The sequence below is a fragment of the Carnobacterium sp. 17-4 genome, from assembly GCF_000195575.1.
GTDB lineage: Bacteria > Bacillota > Bacilli > Lactobacillales > Carnobacteriaceae > Carnobacterium_B.
Window position 1 is genome coordinate 2,319,485 of the sequence record NC_015391.1, and the last position, 18,567, is coordinate 2,338,051.

The 18,567-nt window shown below is 33.0% G+C and carries 17 protein-coding genes; 8 read left to right on the forward strand and 9 right to left on the reverse strand.

The window, feature by feature from the left end; translation table 11 throughout:
• Positions 1 to 31 precede the first annotated feature (31 nt).
• The 3 genes from mmsB to chvE all read right to left on the reverse strand — a co-directional run bounded on the left by mmsB (position 32) and on the right by chvE (position 3,925).
• Positions 32 to 1,249, reverse strand: coding sequence for a multiple monosaccharide ABC transporter permease (gene mmsB, locus CAR_RS10970; protein WP_013711805.1), 1,218 nt, complete (start codon positions 1,247 to 1,249; stop codon positions 32 to 34).
• A complete protein-coding gene (gene mmsA / locus CAR_RS10975) occupies positions 1,250 to 2,779 on the reverse strand; it encodes a multiple monosaccharide ABC transporter ATP-binding protein (protein ID WP_013711806.1) in 1,530 nt (509 codons plus the stop codon). It lies immediately after the preceding gene.
• Between the two features lie 63 nt (positions 2,780 to 2,842).
• Entirely contained in the window at positions 2,843 to 3,925 is a 1,083-nt protein-coding gene (gene chvE / locus CAR_RS10980; protein ID WP_041556994.1) for a multiple monosaccharide ABC transporter substrate-binding protein, read from the reverse strand.
• Between the two features lie 516 nt (positions 3,926 to 4,441).
• On the opposite strand from chvE, the gene CAR_RS10985 reads away from it, so the two are divergent.
• The 4 genes from CAR_RS10985 (at position 4,442) to CAR_RS11000 (ending at position 9,416) form a co-directional block, all read left to right on the forward strand.
• The gene (locus tag CAR_RS10985) at positions 4,442 to 5,230 is read left to right on the forward strand and encodes a helix-turn-helix domain-containing protein (protein WP_013711808.1); all 789 of its coding nucleotides are present in this window, start codon (positions 4,442 to 4,444) and stop codon (positions 5,228 to 5,230) included.
• 296 nt (positions 5,231 to 5,526) lie between these two features.
• On the forward strand, positions 5,527 to 7,056 hold the full coding sequence (locus tag CAR_RS10990; RefSeq protein WP_013711809.1) for an MFS transporter: 1,530 nt from the start codon (positions 5,527 to 5,529) through the stop codon (positions 7,054 to 7,056).
• A 346-nt stretch (positions 7,057 to 7,402) separates the two neighbouring features.
• Positions 7,403 to 8,284: a hypothetical protein gene (locus CAR_RS10995; protein WP_238526697.1), complete on the forward strand. Its 882-nt coding sequence runs from the start codon at positions 7,403 to 7,405 to the stop codon at positions 8,282 to 8,284.
• A gap of 292 nt (positions 8,285 to 8,576) precedes the next feature.
• Complete coding sequence (locus tag CAR_RS11000; protein ID WP_013711811.1) at positions 8,577 to 9,416, forward strand: hypothetical protein; 840 nt, start codon at positions 8,577 to 8,579, stop codon at positions 9,414 to 9,416.
• Positions 9,417 to 9,513: 97 nt separating this feature from the next.
• On the opposite strand, the gene CAR_RS11005 is transcribed toward CAR_RS11000, so the two are convergent.
• Entirely contained in the window at positions 9,514 to 10,398 is an 885-nt protein-coding gene (locus CAR_RS11005) for an SDR family oxidoreductase (RefSeq protein ID WP_013711812.1), read from the reverse strand.
• Positions 10,399 to 10,513: 115 nt separating this feature from the next.
• Positions 10,514 to 11,128, reverse strand: coding sequence for an HAD-IA family hydrolase (locus CAR_RS11010; protein WP_013711813.1), 615 nt, complete (start codon positions 11,126 to 11,128; stop codon positions 10,514 to 10,516).
• Positions 11,129 to 11,248: 120 nt separating this feature from the next.
• Between CAR_RS11010 and CAR_RS11015 the strand changes: the two genes are divergently transcribed.
• Positions 11,249 to 11,683, forward strand: coding sequence for a GNAT family N-acetyltransferase (locus CAR_RS11015; RefSeq protein ID WP_238526698.1), 435 nt, complete (start codon positions 11,249 to 11,251; stop codon positions 11,681 to 11,683).
• 15 nt (positions 11,684 to 11,698) lie between these two features.
• Here the strand turns inward: CAR_RS11015 and CAR_RS11020 are convergent, their stop codons facing one another.
• The 3 genes from CAR_RS11020 to CAR_RS11035 form a co-directional block, all read right to left on the reverse strand.
• Entirely contained in the window at positions 11,699 to 12,157 is a 459-nt protein-coding gene (locus CAR_RS11020; RefSeq protein WP_013711815.1) for an NUDIX hydrolase, read from the reverse strand.
• A gap of 38 nt (positions 12,158 to 12,195) precedes the next feature.
• Positions 12,196 to 12,816 carry a histidine phosphatase family protein gene (locus tag CAR_RS11025; RefSeq protein ID WP_013711816.1) on the reverse strand — a complete coding sequence of 207 codons (621 nt, stop codon included), beginning with the start codon at positions 12,814 to 12,816 and terminating at the stop codon, positions 12,196 to 12,198.
• A 324-nt stretch (positions 12,817 to 13,140) separates the two neighbouring features.
• On the reverse strand, positions 13,141 to 13,917 hold the full coding sequence (locus CAR_RS11035; protein WP_013711817.1) for a DUF2785 domain-containing protein: 777 nt from the start codon (positions 13,915 to 13,917) through the stop codon (positions 13,141 to 13,143).
• A gap of 567 nt (positions 13,918 to 14,484) precedes the next feature.
• Here CAR_RS11035 and CAR_RS12865 point away from each other — a divergent pair.
• The gene (locus tag CAR_RS12865; RefSeq protein ID WP_052303148.1) at positions 14,485 to 14,802 is read left to right on the forward strand and encodes a hypothetical protein; all 318 of its coding nucleotides are present in this window, start codon (positions 14,485 to 14,487) and stop codon (positions 14,800 to 14,802) included.
• Between the two features lie 741 nt (positions 14,803 to 15,543).
• Here CAR_RS12865 and CAR_RS11050 read toward each other — a convergent pair.
• On the reverse strand, positions 15,544 to 16,194 hold the full coding sequence (locus CAR_RS11050) for an NADPH-dependent FMN reductase (RefSeq protein ID WP_148229424.1): 651 nt from the start codon (positions 16,192 to 16,194) through the stop codon (positions 15,544 to 15,546).
• A gap of 365 nt (positions 16,195 to 16,559) precedes the next feature.
• On the opposite strand from CAR_RS11050, the gene CAR_RS11055 reads away from it, so the two are divergent.
• Complete coding sequence (locus CAR_RS11055) at positions 16,560 to 17,495, forward strand: ring-cleaving dioxygenase (protein WP_013711822.1); 936 nt, start codon at positions 16,560 to 16,562, stop codon at positions 17,493 to 17,495.
• Between the two features lie 42 nt (positions 17,496 to 17,537).
• Positions 17,538 to 18,530, forward strand: coding sequence for a ring-cleaving dioxygenase (locus CAR_RS11060; RefSeq protein ID WP_013711823.1), 993 nt, complete (start codon positions 17,538 to 17,540; stop codon positions 18,528 to 18,530).
• Positions 18,531 to 18,567: the final 37 nt, after the last annotated feature.

Consider the following 18,567-nt stretch of genomic DNA (forward strand, 5'->3'; position numbering starts at 1 on the left):
AAGTCATTCACTCCTAATCTTTATTTACCTATTAAGTTGCTTTTCTTTTTCTACTGTATACATCAAACGCAACTGCTAATAATAATATTAAACCTTTAATAGCTTGTTGCCAGTCAATTCCAATTCCCATAATGGACATTCCATTATTCAAAATCCCCATAATTAATCCACCTATAACTGCTCCAAGAATTGTACCAATACCTCCAGATGCTGATGCTCCTCCTATATATACTGCTGCAATAGCATCCAATTCAAAACCATTACCAGCATTTGGAGTAGCTGCATTTAAACGAGAAGCAACTAATAAACCAGCTAGTGCAGAAAGAACTCCCATGTTAACAAAGATCCAAAAAGTTAGTTTCTTTGTCTTAACACCTGATAATTCAGCAGCTTTTCGATTTCCTCCTATAGCATAAATCTGTCTTCCAAGAGTTGTTTTTGTGGTTAAAAAACCATAAATCATAATTAAAACTGCTAAAAGAATTAATATAACTGGGTATCCTTTATATGAAGCAAGTACAGTAGTTAACAACATAATTGAAGCAAACATAATTACCACTTTAGTAATAAACCATATAGTAGATTCTACTTCAAACAAATTATCTTTCTTTCTTTTACGTGCTTTCCACATGTTCCAAACTGCAAGTAAGGATAAAATTAATCCTATCAAGATTGAAGTTACATGCAATTCACCTCCACCAATAAAATCAGGAATATAACCAGAACTCAATTTAGTGAAAAATGTCGGAAAAGGTGCAAGTGTGGTTCCTCCAAGGATAACTTGCGTTAGTCCTCTAAAGGATAGTAAACCTGCAAGTGTAACAATAAAGGCTGGAATCCCAATATAAGAGACCCAAAATCCGTTCCAAGCTCCTATTAATCCACCAACTAATAAAGAAACTGAGATAGCCATCATCGGGTGCCATTGCCATTGAACCATCATAACAGCAGAGGCAGCTCCAACAAACGCTACTACTGATCCTACTGATAAATCTACGTCTCCTAATAAAATAACTAGTAACATTCCTATAGCTAAAACTAATACATGGCTATTTTGCAATATCAAGTTGGTAATATTTAATGGTTTCCAAAGGATACCATCCGTTAAAATTTGAAATGCAATTAAGATAGCGATCAAAATAAAAATCATACTGTATTTACTAAGAATATCCAACACGATGTCTTTTGCTGTTTTTTTCTCTTTATTACTTTCTGGTGATAGTACTTTTTTTCCACTTGTCTCTTCCATTTAAATCATTGCCTCCTCTGCAGTCATCAGTTTCATTAAATCCTCTTGTGTAGCTCCTTCTTTAGGAATATCACCTGTAAAGCGACCTTCATTCATTGTATAAATTCGATCGCACATTCCCAATATCTCAGGTAATTCTGATGAAATAATGCAAATCGCTTTTCCGGCTTTAGCCATCTGTTCAATAATAGAATAGATTTCGAATTTTGCACCTACATCAATCCCACGAGTAGGTTCATCAAGAAAAAGAACATCCGGCTCAGACATCAACCACTTACCTAGTACAACTTTCTGCTGATTTCCTCCACTTAAACTTCCTACATTTTGATAAATATCTTTCGTTTTTATTCTCATACTATCTCTGTATTTCTCAGCTTCAATGATTTCTTTTTCTTTATCAATAACGCCCTTATTCGAAATTTTAGATAAACTTGCCAACGTAACATTTTCTTTAATGTCTTGTAGTAAGTTCAATCCATAATTTTTTCTGTCTTCGGAAAGATAAGCAATACGGTTTTTAATGGCATCGGATACATTATTAATCTTAATTTCCTTATTATCTTTTATAATCTGTCCACTAATATTAGAACCATAAGATTTCCCGAAAACACTCATAGCAAATTCTGTTCTTCCTGCCCCCATCAATCCAGCAATACCAACAATTTCTCCAGATTTAATGTGAAAATCAAGATTATTATTCACTTTTCTCGTTCTATCAAGTGGATGATAGACATTCCAATTTTTCACTTCAAATATTTTATTTCCTATTCTAGGTTCTCTATCAGGATATCTATTCGTAAGATCTCTACCAACCATCCCTTTAATAATCCGATTTTCATCAATTTGCTCATTTGATAAAGTTTCAATAGATTTTCCATCCCGGATAATAGTTACATTATCTGCAATAGCTGTTATTTCATTTAATTTATGAGAAATTATAATTGACGTTATCCCTTGCTTCTTAAACTCTTTGATAAGCTCCAAAAGATTTGCACTATCGTCTTCGTTTAAAGCTGCTGTAGGTTCATCTAGTATCAATAACTGAACATTCTTAGAGAAAGCCTTAGCTATTTCAACTAGCTGTTGTTGCCCAACTCCCAACTGTGTAACTAAAGCATTAGGTGAAACGGTCAACCCAACTATATTTAATAAATTAGATGCTTTCTTTTCTGTTACGTTCCAATCAATGATCCCTTTCTTTGACTGTTCATTTCCCAGAAAAATATTTTCTTTCACTGATAAGAAAGGAATAAGTGCCAATTCTTGATGAATGATCACAATTCCTTTTTGTTCACTATCGGATATTGATTTAAACTGGCAGACTTCACCTTTATAAACAATATCTCCAGAGTAATCTCCAGAAGGATAAACACCACTAAGAATTTTCATGAGCGTAGATTTTCCTGCTCCATTTTCTCCGCATAAAGCATGAACTTCCCCTTTTTTTATTTTAAGATTAACGTTATCTAGGGCTTTAACTCCAGAAAAGTTTTTAGTGATATTCTTCATTTCCAGTATAATATCTGACATATAATCCCTCCTAATCTTACTTAGAGTTTCTTAAAAAAAATAATTTAGATTTTAAGTGATCTATTACTCATTAATTTCTGCTTCTGTATAGTAGTCACTATCAATCAAGGCTTCTTGATAATTTTCAATATCAACTGAAACTGGTTCTACCATAAATGTAGGAACAACTTTTGTCCCGTTATCATATGTTTCTGTGTCATTAACTTCTACTTCTTCATCATTTACAATGGCTTCTATCATTTCAATCGTTACAGATGCTAATTCTCTAGTATCTTTAAAAATTGTTTGGCTTTGTTCACCTGCTACCATAGATTTGATTGCTGGTAAATTAGCGTCTTGCCCTGTGATAACTGGTAACGATAATTCATCAGAACCATAACCCACACCTTTTAATGATGAGATAATTCCTAAACTAATAGGATCATATGGAGATAAAACAGCATCCAAAGTTTTGTCAGTATAGTTAGCACTTAAAAGGTTATCCATGCGAGACTGTGCAGTTGAACCGTCCCAACGCAATGTTGCGATTTGATTAAATTTAGTTTGTCCACTTGGAACAACTAATTGACCATTATCAAGATAAGGTTTAAACACAGACATTACTCCATCAAAGTTAATAACAGCATTATTATCATCAGGAGATCCACCAAATAGTTCTACATTAAAAGGTCCTTCACCATCTTTCAACCCTAGTGCCTCTTCAATATATGATGCACCTATAACTCCAACTCCAAAGTTATCAAATGTTGCGTAGTAATCTACATTTTCACTATTCATCAGTAATCTATCGTATGCAATAACTTCAATTCCTTCATCTTTTGCTTTTTGTAATACATCTGTTAGAGCCGAACCATCTACGGAAGCGATTACAAGAACATCCACACCTTTTGTAATCATATTCTCAATTTGGGAAACTTGATTACCTACAACATCTTCAGCATATTGCAAATCTGTTTTGTAGCCTAATTCTTCTAGTTTTGTAACCATGTTATTACCATCATCAATCCATCGCTCTGCTGATTGTGTTGGCATAGAAATACCGATGTACGCTTTTGAATCATCTGCTTCAGAACTGCCACATGCTGCTAATAGAAAAACTGATAGAAGCCCTACTAAAGTTAAAACTATTTTTTTCATATTCTTTATAGTCATTATTGTTTCTCCTCACTATTTTTTATTTTATGGTTTACTACTAAAATTTCCCAACTATTAAAAAATTAATTCCTTTCTAATTAGATTTAATTTGCTCCACCACCTTTTAAAATTCAAATATGGATTTTAAAATATAATGATTAAACAGTATGTTAATTCAATAAATTTTGCTTATTTTGTCATTATAAATTCTCCTACTTTTTATTTTAATAGCGCTTTCATAAAATAGTATAACTCACTTATACGTACATGTAAACATTTTTAATAATATTGTACGTATAAATATTTTCGAATCTTATATGCTCACTTGTTAATACATTAAACAGATATTTACTGAAACTGTTATAACATTCTATAATATTATGAGATAGTGTAACTTAAATGATCATCAACCACTTTGTTCATTTAGTAAGTATTATTTTCACTATTAAAACTATCCGTACTAAATAGTCTTTAATTGTTGTTTTCGCTATACTTATAATAAAAACAAATCATTTTGAGGTGATAGCAATGGAACGAGATTTTTTAAATGAAGACGATAATGGAACAAATCTTTACCGTATCTTATCAGCAGTTAATATCCAAAAAAAAGGGAATTCTATGGAGTATATAGAAAAATCAATGGAAAGAGATTCACTGTTGATTCAAGCCATCCAAACCGGAAACAAAAAATTGTTGGATAAAGCAAAAAACTATGTAGATTCGGAAATAACTCATCCTTATTACTACGCAAACCCAATTATTCATAATGATTTTTTACGCACACGTAAAAATGGAATGATTATCCGGAATACGCTATGTAGAATTGGCGCTGCTTTAGGTGGAGTTCCTGCGATTTATTTACATTTGGTCTCTGAAAAATATGCCCTTCAAATTGAACAAGCACCAACACCAGAGTATTTAGAGTATATTGTCAGCCCTAAAATGTTTGATGAATTTTGTGATTTAGTTGCCAACTTTTCAACATTGCACTATTCCCAACTGATTAAAGAAGTTGTTGCTTACATTGGCAATCATATTTCAGTGGAGGTAAATGTTACCATCTTATCTGAAACTTTCCATGTTAACGCTTCTCATTTAGCTCGGAAATTTAAAAAAGAGACAAGATATACTATTAGCGAATACGTCAATCAGCAAAAAGTTGAAGCTGCTAAGCTATTGCTACAAGGAAAAGAAATGAGTGTCGGAGAAGTTGCAGAACGTTTGGGGTATAACAGCAGTTCTTATTTTAGTAAGGTATTTAAAAAACTAACCGGAACAGCACCTGCTAATTATGCGGATTCAAAAATGCAAATATAGTTCAAATAATTGCACAGAGAGTTAATGCCTAAAAAAATAAAAGAAACTATACTAAGCTTACGAAAGAAGAGAAAGCGCTTCCGTAAACTTATTTTTTATTGAATTTTTTAAAAATATGATGAAAGGAATCCATGTTTTTCTATCGCTTTAGGAAAATATACCCTTTTATGAAATCGCTATCATTCCATACTACGTCATTACACTAGTCTTTGTCTCTCTAAACTTGAGAAATATATTCTTAAACACACATTGGTTGATCGTTTAAAAATCATACTATTATAAATGGAGGTATCATTATGTCAGAATCAACAACTTTACCAACTAAGAACCAGTACCATACAGCTAAATGGTGGCAGATTGTTCTTTTCTCTTTAAATAATTCTTCAACAAATATTTATCTATTCGCGTTTGGATTTGTAACGTATTACTCTACTGGTTTAGTAGGTTTAGCAGCGCTTTTCATTAGTCAAGTATTAGGTTATATTCGTATCTTTGATGGTGTAATTGACCCTGCTTTAGGGATGTTTATTGACAAGACTGAGACGAAGTTTGGTAAATATCGTCCATTGATGTTATTGGGTAACTTCATTACAATCTTGTCATTCGCAGTTCTGTTTACAACACATTTATTGCCAGAATCAGCTCGTTTAATTGTTTTGATTATCGCATTGCTGGTTCATAAGATTGGCTATTCTCTACAAGCCTCTGTTACAAAGGCTGGTCAATCCGTATTAACAAACGATCCAAAACAAAGACCGATGTTTAATATTTCTGATGGTATCTTTATGATCCTAGTGTTTACAGGTGGTCAAATATTTGTTTCAAATTACCTATCGCCTAAATACCGCGGCTTTACTCTTGGTTTCTTCCAAGAATTGGCTGTGACAGTTGTGATCATATCGTTAGTTCTATGTATCCTAGCTGCTATTGGGATTGCTGGTAAAGACCAAAAGAAATATTTTGGTCTTGGTGAAAAAACAAAAGAAACGACCTTAAAAGACTATGGACATATTTTAAAAGGAAATCGTCCATTGCAAATACTTTCTATGGCCGCGGCTTTTGTAAAGTTTGTTGTCCAATTGATGAGTGATCAAGTTTCAATGATTATCTTATTCGGAATTTTACTTGGAAACTACGGATTGTCTGGGCAAGTAGCATTGATTACAATCATCCCAGACTTGTTGATCACATTTGGTGCTGTTGCGTTAGCTCGTAAAAGAGGGTTGCGTGGTGCGTATGTAATGTACTTATCATTAGCCGCTGGTTTCTTCGTAGCATTAGGCATTATGCTGTTCAGTATGCAACCAGGTGATGTTAATTTTGGAAATTTAACTTTGAAATCGGTTCTATTCATTGCTATTTACACCCTTGCCCGTGGTTTCTCTCGCTCACCTGCTTCTTTGGTTCTGACAATGGGCGCAGACATAAGCGATTACGAAACAAGTGAATCTGGTCGTTATGTCGCTGGTGTTATTGGTACCATCTTCTCACTAACAGACTCTGTAGCTTCTTCTCTGGCTCCAATGGTAATTGGTTGGATATTGGCAGGAATCGGATTCAGTGAAGTGTACCCTTCACAAGAAACAGCTTTAAGTCCTGATTTACGTTTAATATCACTCTTACTGTTTGCTGTACTGCCATTCTTTGCAATTTCAATTTCATTAGTCTTAATGAAGTTTTATAAGCTTGATGCTAAAGCAATGGAACAAGTCCAACTGAAAATCGCAAAACTGAAAGAAGATGAAGATACAGATATCCCTAATACTCCAAATCCAACTGAACCTATAGGAAGCATGTTATTAGCCGATACTCTTAAACAAGAATAATAAAAAGGGAGGTGAATTAAATTCACCTCCCTTTTTTTACGTTTCAAGAATGCTGTTCAGCGTTACTCAATTAATCTTGTGGTAATAGTTTGTTCAAAATAATAGCCGTTAAAGAAGCTATTGCAATTGAAGAACCAAAGAGATAGCGAACCATTGTCGGTAGACTATTTAAATAGTCAGGTGGTAAGAACGTTAATGCTACTACTAATAAAATTGGTGATGACTCAAATCCGCCAAATTTAAAATTGAACTTTTTATTTATTGAGATTCTTATCCTCTTAAGTCATAATAGACTCGAAAGATGCTTTTACCGTTTTTAAATAAAATGTACATAGGAGTGGATTTAATGATAGAAAAATATGAAGCCTTACAAGCAAAATTAAAATCATTATTAAAAAAAAAGAAAAGTTCAAAAATAAGATTTGAAGAAAATACTATACGATATGAATCTGCAAAAGCAAAATTTGATAAAGAAAGCGAAGATATCGAAAAATTACAAACTGAATCGTTGTCTACTTTCTTAAAACGGTTAATTGGAAATTACGAAAAAAGATTAGATAAAGAAATACAAGATCAACTGATAGCCAAAATGGAATTAGATTTGTCCTTAGCTTTAATGTTAGAATCCAGAGAAGATTTAGCTAGTGTTCAATCAATTATTAACCAAACTACTGCTGAACTCAATCAGTTAAAAGAACTTTTATACCAACAAGATAGTGATTTTCGTGAAAAAATTAGTAATGAAGAACTAAAACGTGTTCAACTTAAACAAGAATTAATTGAACTTGAGGAAGCATCTGCAGCCGGAGAAAGAGTCTTGAATGGAATCGATATTGCTTTAGATGACTTAGATTCAGCTGATTCTTTTTCAACCTGGGATATGTTTACAGACAGTAGTTTTATCGTCGATATGATGAAATACGATAAAATTGATAAAGCTGAAGCTAAAATGAACCAACTAGAACAGCTCCTAGGAAGTTATGCAAAGGAATTAAAAGATGTTTCTTTAGATACTTACCTTAGCTATGAAAAATTTAGCGGTATGGGTAAAACTTTCGATATTTTCTTTGATAATATTTTTTCTGATTGGGATACCAAAGACAAAATTGGACGAAATGTTGAAATGCTTGAAAACCTCGGAACAACTATTAAAGAACTACAACATAAACTTGAAGCTAACAAAGAAGAGATTCAAAAACAAGTCGCAGAGTCCGAAATTTTATATTAAAAGAACTCGACAACAAGCCATTAAGATTCTAAAAATACGTCATTTATTTTAAAGGGCGTATTTTTTAGAATCTATATTTTTAATTATTTTGTTTGATTAGACTTTACTTTTCCATATTCGCAACTTTAAACACAATATATAGGATTTTGAATACTTGTTTATAACATATGTTGTATCTGTAAGTAAACAATGATTTACAGATAATCGTTCTATCTTCAGTGTTCATAGAGCAAGTTAGTTTACCTTAAATATAGAAAGCGTTATCCTTAAACTAACTAAAGGAGGACTTTATATGAAAAAAAAGACAATTCCTCAATTTTTAATAATGGGATTATGCGGAATGATATTGATAGGATGTTCAAACAATGATGATACAACTGACACGTCAGCATCTACCAATGAATCAAAGGTAGTCAGCACGGACACTACTAGCAGCGAAAGCAGCTCAGATAATTCTGAAACAAGCAGCAGTTCAAGTAGCGAAGAAGCAACCAGCTCTTCTACTAATCAAGAAAGCCAAGGAATGCCTTCAAACGAGCCTATTGATCTATCTTCTGAATTGGAAATGATTCCTGAGCTTGTCTTATTACCAACAACTTTTCCAACCACTGAACCTTCTTCGGTTACAGCAGATTTAATAATTAATGAAGGAGATAACTATACCGTTAGTTATACGGATGTCCAAGGAGAATTAGCCGAAATCACTGGAACAGTTTATGAAAATCCAGCTTTAGCAAGTGAAGAATTGGGTACTTTCTTAAATGGAAAATCAGTAGAACCACACGAGGAAGGCAGCTCTGATTTGGGGTATGGGATTACCGGGTATGGCGAAGGCGCTGCTGGGACTCAGCAATTTAGTTGGCAAGAAGGAAATTGGTTGTTTTCTATCCGTTCTGTCAGCGAAGATCAAATGAATAATCCTGGAATTGCCAAAAAAATAGTAGCTTATTTGGAAGACCATTATCTTCCAGCTCCTAAGGATCAAGGTATCGTTTATATACAATACCCGCAAGGTGGAGAAGAAGTTCACGTTGATATCCGTTGGCAAGACAACAATATCATCTACCAACTGAAAACTACTCGAGTCCCATTAGAAGCTTTAGAAATGGTAGTTTCGATGAAGCGATCATAAATTCAAACCATTATCTTTACCAAACAAAGAATCATTCATATTATGATAAAAAGCAAAAAAAGAATTGCCACCTAGGGGCAATTCTTTTTTGCTTAGCTTACAATTTATCTTTTATCTTGTTTACAATCCCTTTTGTTGGTGTTGTAGCCGGTTCAATATCTATTGATTTTTGGACCATTTCATGTCTTTCACCTAGATTTTCATCTGTCTTTTTATCCCATAGTTCTTTTTGTCTCTTTTGAACCATAGATCCCATTGCTTTAGGAATAACATTTCGATAGTCATTCGTTTCTCCAGTCAACACTTTTATGGACTCTTTGATAACTTCTTCGGGATCAAATTGTTCATAAGGAAATGCTAATTGCTCGTAATCAAATAGACGCTCTTCTGGATTGTCTCTCCAAGCTCTCCATGCTTCAAATTCTCGATCATTGAATCCCGTCAAGAATGGTCCCGGATTGATAGTTGCCACTTGCACATTAAACTCTTGAAGTTCTTTGCTTAGCGATTCGGCAAAGGCTTCTAATGTGAATTTTGATCCGCCATAAGGGCCTGATATTGGGTCTGCCATTAGCCCTGAAACAGAAGACATAAATATGATTTTCCCTCGTTGTTTCTTTGCCATTGCTTTAGCTATTTTTTGGGTCAATAACATTGGTCCAAATACATTTACTTCAAATTGACGGCGTAATTGTTCTTCTGGTATATCTACCAGCGATCCGCCTTCTGAAATTCCAGCGTTATTCAAGAGGACATCGACATCCCACGTCCACGCTCTTTCTCTGTCTGCTGGATTGGTTACATCCAACTTCTCAACTTGTACCTCAATTTTTTTTTCTTCTGCTTCATTTAACAATGCGGATACTTCAGACATTGTTTCGACTCCGGCGATAACTTTTTCCCCCTGTTCAGCCAGACCAAAAGCAATACCTTTTCCAAATCCTGTTCCTGCACCTGTAATCAAATATGTTTCTTGTACCATATACTATTCCTCCTAAAAGATTTAATAGATTGGTTAACTCATTAAGAAGTATAACGGTACAAGGAAAACGTTTTCCAATAATACGCATTATTCCTTACAACTTATGTTAAAGAACCTAAAGAATAGAATACAATTGCTGAAAGTGATCAATTGTGTAATCAGCATATTCATTTTTTTCTTTTCTCTCGTTAAAATAACAAGCGCTGATCTCAGCATTTTTTGCAGCTAATAGATCTATCTCTCTGTCTCCAATCATTAGTGCTTCATCAGGATGTATAGCATGCTTCTTAATCAAATAATTAAGCGCATCAGGATTTGGTTTTCTTTCAAAACCTTGATCAAAAGTAATAAAATCAGAAAAATAATCAGATAAACCATGTTTTTTCAACAACGTTATTGCCGATGCCCCTCTATGAGTATACAAATAGTTTTTTCTATCCGTTGAATGGATATATTTACAAATATCCTCAATATCATTAAATGGTTTAGCAATTTCAATTCCCTTAGTTTTTTGTAGAATTTTATAGTCCTTTATAAAATCACTGCTTACTGCATACTTTTTTTCATAATATGTTACAGCAGCTGACATAGATACTTGCATGTGTTGCATAATTTCATCTAAAGGCTCTTCTATTCCTTCTTTCTCCAGTAAATCTTTAAAAATCTTTGCCATTACTGGATAAGTATCAAAAAGAGTCCCATCAAAATCCCAAATTACGTGTTTAAACATCTTCCTTTTCCCCCAATGAATAACTTTTCTAGTTTTCCTTAAAAATCTTAGTGAGAGTACTTATGATTACAATTATTATGATAAAATAACCTTATCATTCTTTATGAAAAGAGGCCAATTATGATTCGAGTTCGAAACATGAAACTAACTGATGTTGAAGCGATCAACTTAATTAATGCGGAGTCTCTAGGATATGACATTTCCATAGAACTTACTAAAAAACAGATGAAAAAGTTACTAATTAACCCTAACCGCCATATTTTTTACGTTGCTGAAGAGGAGGAGTTAGTTGTAGGGTACGTGCATGCCGAATTATATGAAACTCTCTATTCTGAACCTATGCTAAATGTATTGGCTTTGGCAATTAATCAAAACTATCAACAAAGAGGGATTGGAAAACAATTAATGCAAAGAATCGAACAAGTAGCTCGCGAACGTGATTTAATTGGCGTACGATTAAATTCTGGAGAAACCAGAATCGAAGCTCATAAGTTTTACGAGTCTATTGGCTATAGTAGTGACAAAAATCAAAAAAGATTCCTGAAGATTATTTAGTAGCGTCTATTTGAACTAACGATAAAAACCTAAATCTCCAGAAAAGTAGTCTTTTATTGCGTCTCTGTGCTGTTGATTGGCTATTTCTGGTAGATTGGTTCTAGAAAAAAATCCTAAGTCTAATGTTTCACTATTTTCGAGAGAAAGGTTGCCTTCAACTAGTTTAAAAATAAACATTGTTGTAATGGTTTGAGCTTTATCACCGTTAGGATATGTATCAAAATAATTGGAATAAACACCTAGCAACGCTACAACTTCTACATGCAAAGCTGTCTCTTCTAGCACTTCTCTGATTGCAGTCTGTTCAACTGATTCGCCCTTTTCAACAGCACCACCAGGTAAGCCCCACAATTTTTTATCGCTTCTTAACTGTAACAAAATTTCTTTTTTTTGATTTGTTATGATTCCACCTGAAAAATTTAAGATGATCTCTTGATTGCCAATATAATTTCTAATCCAAGGTATGTAATCCATTCAGCATCTCCTTAATACTACTTTTTGTGAGTCCAAACTCATTTAAAATTATCCGTCAAAATAGATTCACTCAAACTGATAGTTGTGATCTCATTATTCTTAAACACATCAATTGACTCTATTTTTATAGAAATCTGATTTTTGAACGTAATTTTTACAATCCAAGGCATTAACCCTTTTATTTTTGAAAAGTCTTCGAAACCAAAATGAGGATCAAAATGATTGACAATTGTACTTAGAGCCGTTCCATGACTCCCAATGATACAATTTGCTTCCGGATGTAACTGTACTAGTTCCATTAACGCCTTTACATTTCTTAATTGAACTTCTCTTAGACATTCTCCATCAGACAATCTATAGTCAAAATCATTCCATTGTCGCTGACTAAAAGTATTGAAGTCCTCAATCCAACTAGAAATACCGCGTTCCCTAAAGTCATCAATGCACGTTACATCAATAGCAAGCATTTCAGATAAATCTTTAACTGTATCAACTGCTCTGACATACGGACTAGAATAGATGCATTGAATATTCTTATCTTTCAAATAATTGGTAACTAACGCACTATCTTGTATACCTTTTTCAGTTAACGGTCTTGAAAACTCATCATGAACTCTAATATCTGACTCAGCATGCCGAACAAAATAAATATCTCTCACTTCTATTCCTCCTATACTCTATAACTTTTTTTACTTTCTAGCTTTCTTCTTCCATGGTTTTTTTGAAAATAGTTTAAGAAGAAAAATGAGTACCAAATAACCTAATATATAAAACAGATAAAATTCCCCTTCACCATAATTGAAAATCAACCTAGAACTATATGCCGTAACAGTTACAATATAAATTAATGCTATTAAATAGTACCCGTTCTGTTTAATATATTTTACGAGCTTTTTACCAACTTTTTTAGCAGTTTGCATACACATTCCCACCTTTAAATATTTCAAACTCAATGTATAGGATAAAAATGTAACTCTATTTTATTATGTACTTATTCGCTTTAAGCATCCTTCCAATAGTTGTTTATTTTCTTCCAAATTAACTTTAAAATATATAGCTCTTAAGTAATTACGAACGTTACTAATTATTCGAGTATCTAAATGACTGTAGGTTTTCTTTGTAAAAAAAACATTAATCAAATTCTCTACTCTATGGATAAACTCCTGAGAGAATCCATAACGATTAATCAAAACAGCAGAAGGAGTTGAAAGTCTTTCTATTTCATCATCCTCATAAACAAAAGGACTATTTACACAGAAAACTAGTGCTTCTACCGTCTTTTCATACATGCTTTGTTCAAATAATGGGTGAGTAATGATCTCGTCTAATAAATCAGCGCAATGTGCAATCGAGTGTGCCCAACCTTTATCTTCAGTAAAGCCACGTTTGTCCTGTTCATTTACAAGGTAAAAACAAGTCCTATCTAATAAAAAAGAAATCTGAGATTTTTCAAGAAACTGCTGTTCTTTGTCTTTATTTATTAAAAGTCCTAGAACAAGTGCTGAAAATGAACGTTTATAAACCGAGTCACTATTCTTAGATCCAATTTTATACAATAAATACTGATTAGATAGTAATTGATTATATAATTTTTTTAATTGATCCTTCGTTAAATAATCTTTAGTAATCATTTCTAAAAAAGCATTATAAATTAATTTATCTCTAAAATATGGGTTGGTATTACCTATATTTAGCAACATCTCTTTTAAAAGCAACTCGCTGTTATTATAATTTTTTTCTTCCAATTTTTTAATTAGCATTTTTTTACTCCTTAAAATATTCGTTGTCTTTTTATATCTAATACAAATAAAATCAGTTAGAATTAAAGCATAATTAAATTAAGAATATAACATTCTAATTATTTTAGTATATTAATCTTATGTTAAAAGAACAATATTTTTTAATAAAATTAAATTTCTAGGTTGTTTAAATAGATTCTTATGGTATTACTACTTAGATTTAATCAGTTAGAATGGATTTTTAGTCTCCGTTAGTTGAACTGAGGCTTGTTATGTCTACTCAAATAGAAAGTTACTCTGAGTTAATTGAATTAAGACTTATTGTGTTTACTCAAATGAAAAACACTTTTGAGTTAACCGAACTAAGGCTTGTTGCGTCAACTCAAATGAAAAACATTTCTGAGTTAACCGAATTCAGACTTATTGTGTCTACTCAGATGAGATTCTACGTTGAGTTGACAAGCGCTTCCTTTTTCATTGTCAAATTGATTCATTTCGAAACAGTAGTAGTCTATTGTTCTGCTACTATACAAATACTACTTCACAGGTCTTTGTTAAACTTTAATCTAATTATATGGAGGCGTTATGTTGAAAAGAAAAGTAATAAATTTAGTTTTGCTAAGTATAATTCCAATTTTTGTAGCATTTCTAGTACACATTATTTGGGATGTTCCTATAAGTTTATTATCGGGCATCTTTTATATTATTTTATTCTTATTTAATCTCCCTAGTGGAAGTTTCATGAGCACAAATACAGACTATAATATAAAAAGAGTCAATCCTCATTATAAAGCAGAAAAACAAGAGGTTACTTCTTTAAGCAATCAACCTTTGATTACGTTAGCTATTTTGATTGTACTAACTATAGTAAGCTTCCTTGTCTACGTTCAACAAATACAAAACTAAAAGCATTGAACCTAACTTTGACGTTTTAGGAGTTACCTCTATAAAAAATAATGGTCATTCTATGATGGAAGGAACTCATTTCCATGCACTTATCATTCCTCGCTACATAAGAGATGATTTTTGGGCAAAACAAAAAGTAGAACAGCACTCTATTGCTATTCATTCCTTAGGACCTTTACTGAAAAACATATAAAAAACGGACTATAGAAAAGCTAAAACTAGTTGAATAGTTTATTCGTATTCTTTTTTAAGTCAATCCCAATTGACTACTGTTATGATCAGTTTATTAAATAAAAAGGAGACATCATTACATGTTTTATCTTATTATCCAAATTTCTCTTATATTAATCTTCATTGCACGGTTAATCAACTTAGTATTTTTTTATTTCAAAAAATACAACCCTAAAATTATATGGTTTTTAACTAGTATTTCTTTAGAAGATTACGAGTTAGAAAAATTTAGTTCTAAAACTCTTACAAAGTTAAAGATTATTTTTACGATAGAAACATTTTTTGTCGTTGGAGGTACAAATATCATTTTGTTTTATTTACATCACTTCAATTCTGATATGAGATTATTTTTGATTTTTTTCTTATATATAAGCAACTTTTTCTTTAATAAATGGATAAATAAAGTTTTAACTTTTGAAAAAAGTGAGTTACAGTTCTAACTTTTAATAACTAAGCACAAAAAAGCCTATTCTCTACCAAATTTGGTAGAGAATAGGCTTTTTTTTTTTCTTATCTAATTGTGTTAAGAGCTTTAGTCCATAATAATAAGTCAGCAAACATGCCTTGTGCATTAACTTTATTGTAGTCATTTGGTTTGAAAACGCTCATGTTTTCAAAATCTGCTATTAACGAGAAGTTTGTTGTCGTGTGCACAGTAGCAACACTTAATTCTCCTAAGATAGAACGCATATTTTCGTGAGCACGTGCGCCACCTAGGCTACCGTATCCAACTAATGCAGCTGCTTTATTAGCAACTTCTGGTTTCAAGAAATCTAAAGCATTTTTCAATGCCCCACCTACTGCATGGTTGTATTCTGGAGTGATAAATACATATCCATCAAATGAAGCCATTTTTTCAGACCATGCTTGAATTGCTGCGCCTGCTGCTGCTTGGCGGTCTTCAGGAAGTTTAGCTCCCAATAATGGTAAATCGTAATCTGCTAAAGCAACCATTTCATATTCGACACCTTCGTCGTTTCTGTTTACTGCAAATTCGTGAATCCATTCTGTTACCGCTGCTGAGTTTCTTCCTTCACGTACGCTTCCTGAGATAATACCGATTTTCATAATTTTATTCCTCTTTTCTTCTATTTTTGTTGTTTGTTCATTCTTCCCAAATAAAACTTCGCTCATTCGAGTAAATACCGATTTGTTAGTCAATGCGTTTCCTCCATTACAGATCATTTAATTGAAGGTCACCCACCAATTAACACTTACATTTCGTAAGTACATTTACTAGTATGCCATAGATAAAAAAATATTACAAGTCTATTTATTCTTAATTAGAGATTTTTACTAAAAATAAGTGAATTTTCTTTTTTATACGCCTCTAAATTAAGGTTTCTACTATAAAAGGCTGTAAAAAAACAAAATCGGTTTGCTCTATTTGACAAAATACAGTAATCGTATTACAATTACCTCGAATTAGTAATATATTAATTCGTAGTTAAATTTAATCATTACATGTAGCTTTATAACATTTAAAATCTGTAGTTCAATTATTAAACCTATAAGGAGCGATTGATATGAAGAAAACAGCAGGTATTCACCACATTACAGCTATCGTTGGGCACCCTCAAGAAAACATTGATTTCTATGCCGGTATTTTAGGTTTGCGACTTATTAAAAAAACTGTCAATTTTGATGATCCAAGCACGTATCATTTATATTTTGGAGATGACGGTGGAAAGCCGGGGACTATTATTACTTTCTTCCCTTGGGCTGGAGCTGCACAAGGAAAAATTGGGGGAGGTCAAGTTGGCGTGACCACTTACGCTATTCCAGTTGGATCCTTATCTTATTGGGAGAATAGATTAAGCAAATTTGCAATCCGTTACGAAAAAACAAGTCGTTTTAGTGAAACCTATTTACAATTTGAAGACTACCATGGTTTACAACTAGAATTAGTTGAACGTGCAGATGGTCAACTTAATAATTGGACTTTTGGAGAAGTAACACCTGATGTAGCAATAAAAGGGTTTGGCGGAGCGATATTGTATTCAACTGATCCAATTTCAACGATTGAAACACTTCAAGAAACAATGGGTTTGGAAAAAATTGCCGAAGAAGACGATCTTATTCGATTGAGAGCTTATGGAGAAATTGGAAATATTATCGATGTTAAACAAAGTGCACTTGCTCAAGGGATAATGGGCGTTGGGACTGTCCATCATATTGCGTGGCGCGCAAAAGATGAAGCCGATCACGTTGATTGGCAAGACTATGTTTATAACAAAGGGTACGGTGTAACAGAAATAAAAGACCGCAACTATTTTAACGCTATCTATTTTAGAGAATATGGCGATATTTTATTTGAAATAGCAACCGATACTCCTGGTTTTGCACATGATGAATCTTATGAGACAATGGGACAAAGCTTAAAGCTACCAACTCAGTATGAAAGTGCCCGAGAAAAATTAACCCCTAAGCTGATTCCAATTGAAGTCAGAGAATTGGATTAAACGATATTTTAAAACTAAATTAACTAATTGGAGGAATAATCTATGAACGAATTTGCAGGAATTCACCACGTAACCGCAATAACAAGTAGCGCTGAAAAAATTTATGACTTTTATACAAATGTCTTAGGTCTTCGCTTGGTTAAAAAAACAATCAACCAAGATGACATTCACACTTATCACCTATTTTTCGCAGATGAAAGTGGCAGTCCAGGAACGGATATGACCTTCTTTGATTTTCCGAATGTTCCAAAGGGATCAAAAGGAACGGATGACATTTCAAGAACTTCTTTTCGTGTACCAACTGATGCAGCGCTAGATTATTGGTTTAAGCGATTTAATAAATATGCTGTTAATCATGGAGAAATCAAAGAAATGTTTGGGGTTAAAACTTTAACATTTGAAGATTTTGATGAACAACAATATCAATTAATCTCGGATGAAAAAGATACTGGAGTCGCTTCTGGAAAACCTTGGCATAAAGGTCCTGTCCCTGACGAATTTGCCATTACTGGTTTAGGTCCTATTTTCTTTAGAGTTTCAAATTTTGACTATATGAAGCAAGTTCTTGAAAAAGTTCTTTTATTCAAGGAAATCGCAGTCGAGGGGGATTACCACCAATTTGAAGTTGGGGAATTTGGTGGTAACGGCGCTCAAATCATTGTTGAATCAAATACGAGTATGCCACGTGGAAGACAAGGATACGGCAGCGTACACCATGTTGCTTTCCGTGCAAAAAATCGTGAGAATCTTGACTATTGGACGGAACGGATGCAAAGTTTTGGGCTGCCAAATTCAGGATATGTCGATCGTTTCTATTTTGAATCAACGTATACAAATATCTATCCTGGTATTTTATTTGAACTAGCTACAGATGAACCTGGATTTATTGATGATGAAGAATCCATTGAAATTTTAGGTGAAACACTTGCTTTACCACCAGCTTTTAGAAATGACCGTAATCGTATTGAATCATTGGTACGTCCTATTGATACTGTACGAAGCACAAAAGTATTTGAAAAAGAGTATCTAGATTAAACAACCTATTAGGGAAAGAATAATGAAGGAGGAATAG

Bases quoted from the DNA above. Each gene is read 5' to 3' on its own strand.
- CAR_RS11005 (WP_013711812.1), bottom strand. From the start codon at position 10,398: ATGGTACAAGAAACATATTTGATTACAGGTGCAGGAACAGGATTTGGA.
- CAR_RS11035 (WP_013711817.1), bottom strand. From the start codon at position 13,917: ATGCTAATTAAAAAATTGGAAGAAAAAAATTATAATAACAGCGAGTTG.
- CAR_RS11015 (WP_238526698.1), top strand. From the start codon at position 11,249: ATGATTCGAGTTCGAAACATGAAACTAACTGATGTTGAAGCGATCAAC.
- CAR_RS10990 (WP_013711809.1), top strand. From the start codon at position 5,527: ATGTCAGAATCAACAACTTTACCAACTAAGAACCAGTACCATACAGCT.
- mmsB (WP_013711805.1), bottom strand. From the start codon at position 1,249: ATGGAAGAGACAAGTGGAAAAAAAGTACTATCACCAGAAAGTAATAAA.
- CAR_RS10985 (WP_013711808.1), top strand. From the start codon at position 4,442: ATGGAACGAGATTTTTTAAATGAAGACGATAATGGAACAAATCTTTAC.
- CAR_RS11060 (WP_013711823.1), top strand. From the start codon at position 17,538: ATGAACGAATTTGCAGGAATTCACCACGTAACCGCAATAACAAGTAGC.
- CAR_RS11000 (WP_013711811.1), top strand. From the start codon at position 8,577: ATGAAAAAAAAGACAATTCCTCAATTTTTAATAATGGGATTATGCGGA.
- mmsA (WP_013711806.1), bottom strand. From the start codon at position 2,779: ATGTCAGATATTATACTGGAAATGAAGAATATCACTAAAAACTTTTCT.
- CAR_RS11055 (WP_013711822.1), top strand. From the start codon at position 16,560: ATGAAGAAAACAGCAGGTATTCACCACATTACAGCTATCGTTGGGCAC.
- CAR_RS11020 (WP_013711815.1), bottom strand. From the start codon at position 12,157: ATGGATTACATACCTTGGATTAGAAATTATATTGGCAATCAAGAGATC.
- CAR_RS11010 (WP_013711813.1), bottom strand. From the start codon at position 11,128: ATGTTTAAACACGTAATTTGGGATTTTGATGGGACTCTTTTTGATACT.
- CAR_RS10995 (WP_238526697.1), top strand. From the start codon at position 7,403: ATGATAGAAAAATATGAAGCCTTACAAGCAAAATTAAAATCATTATTA.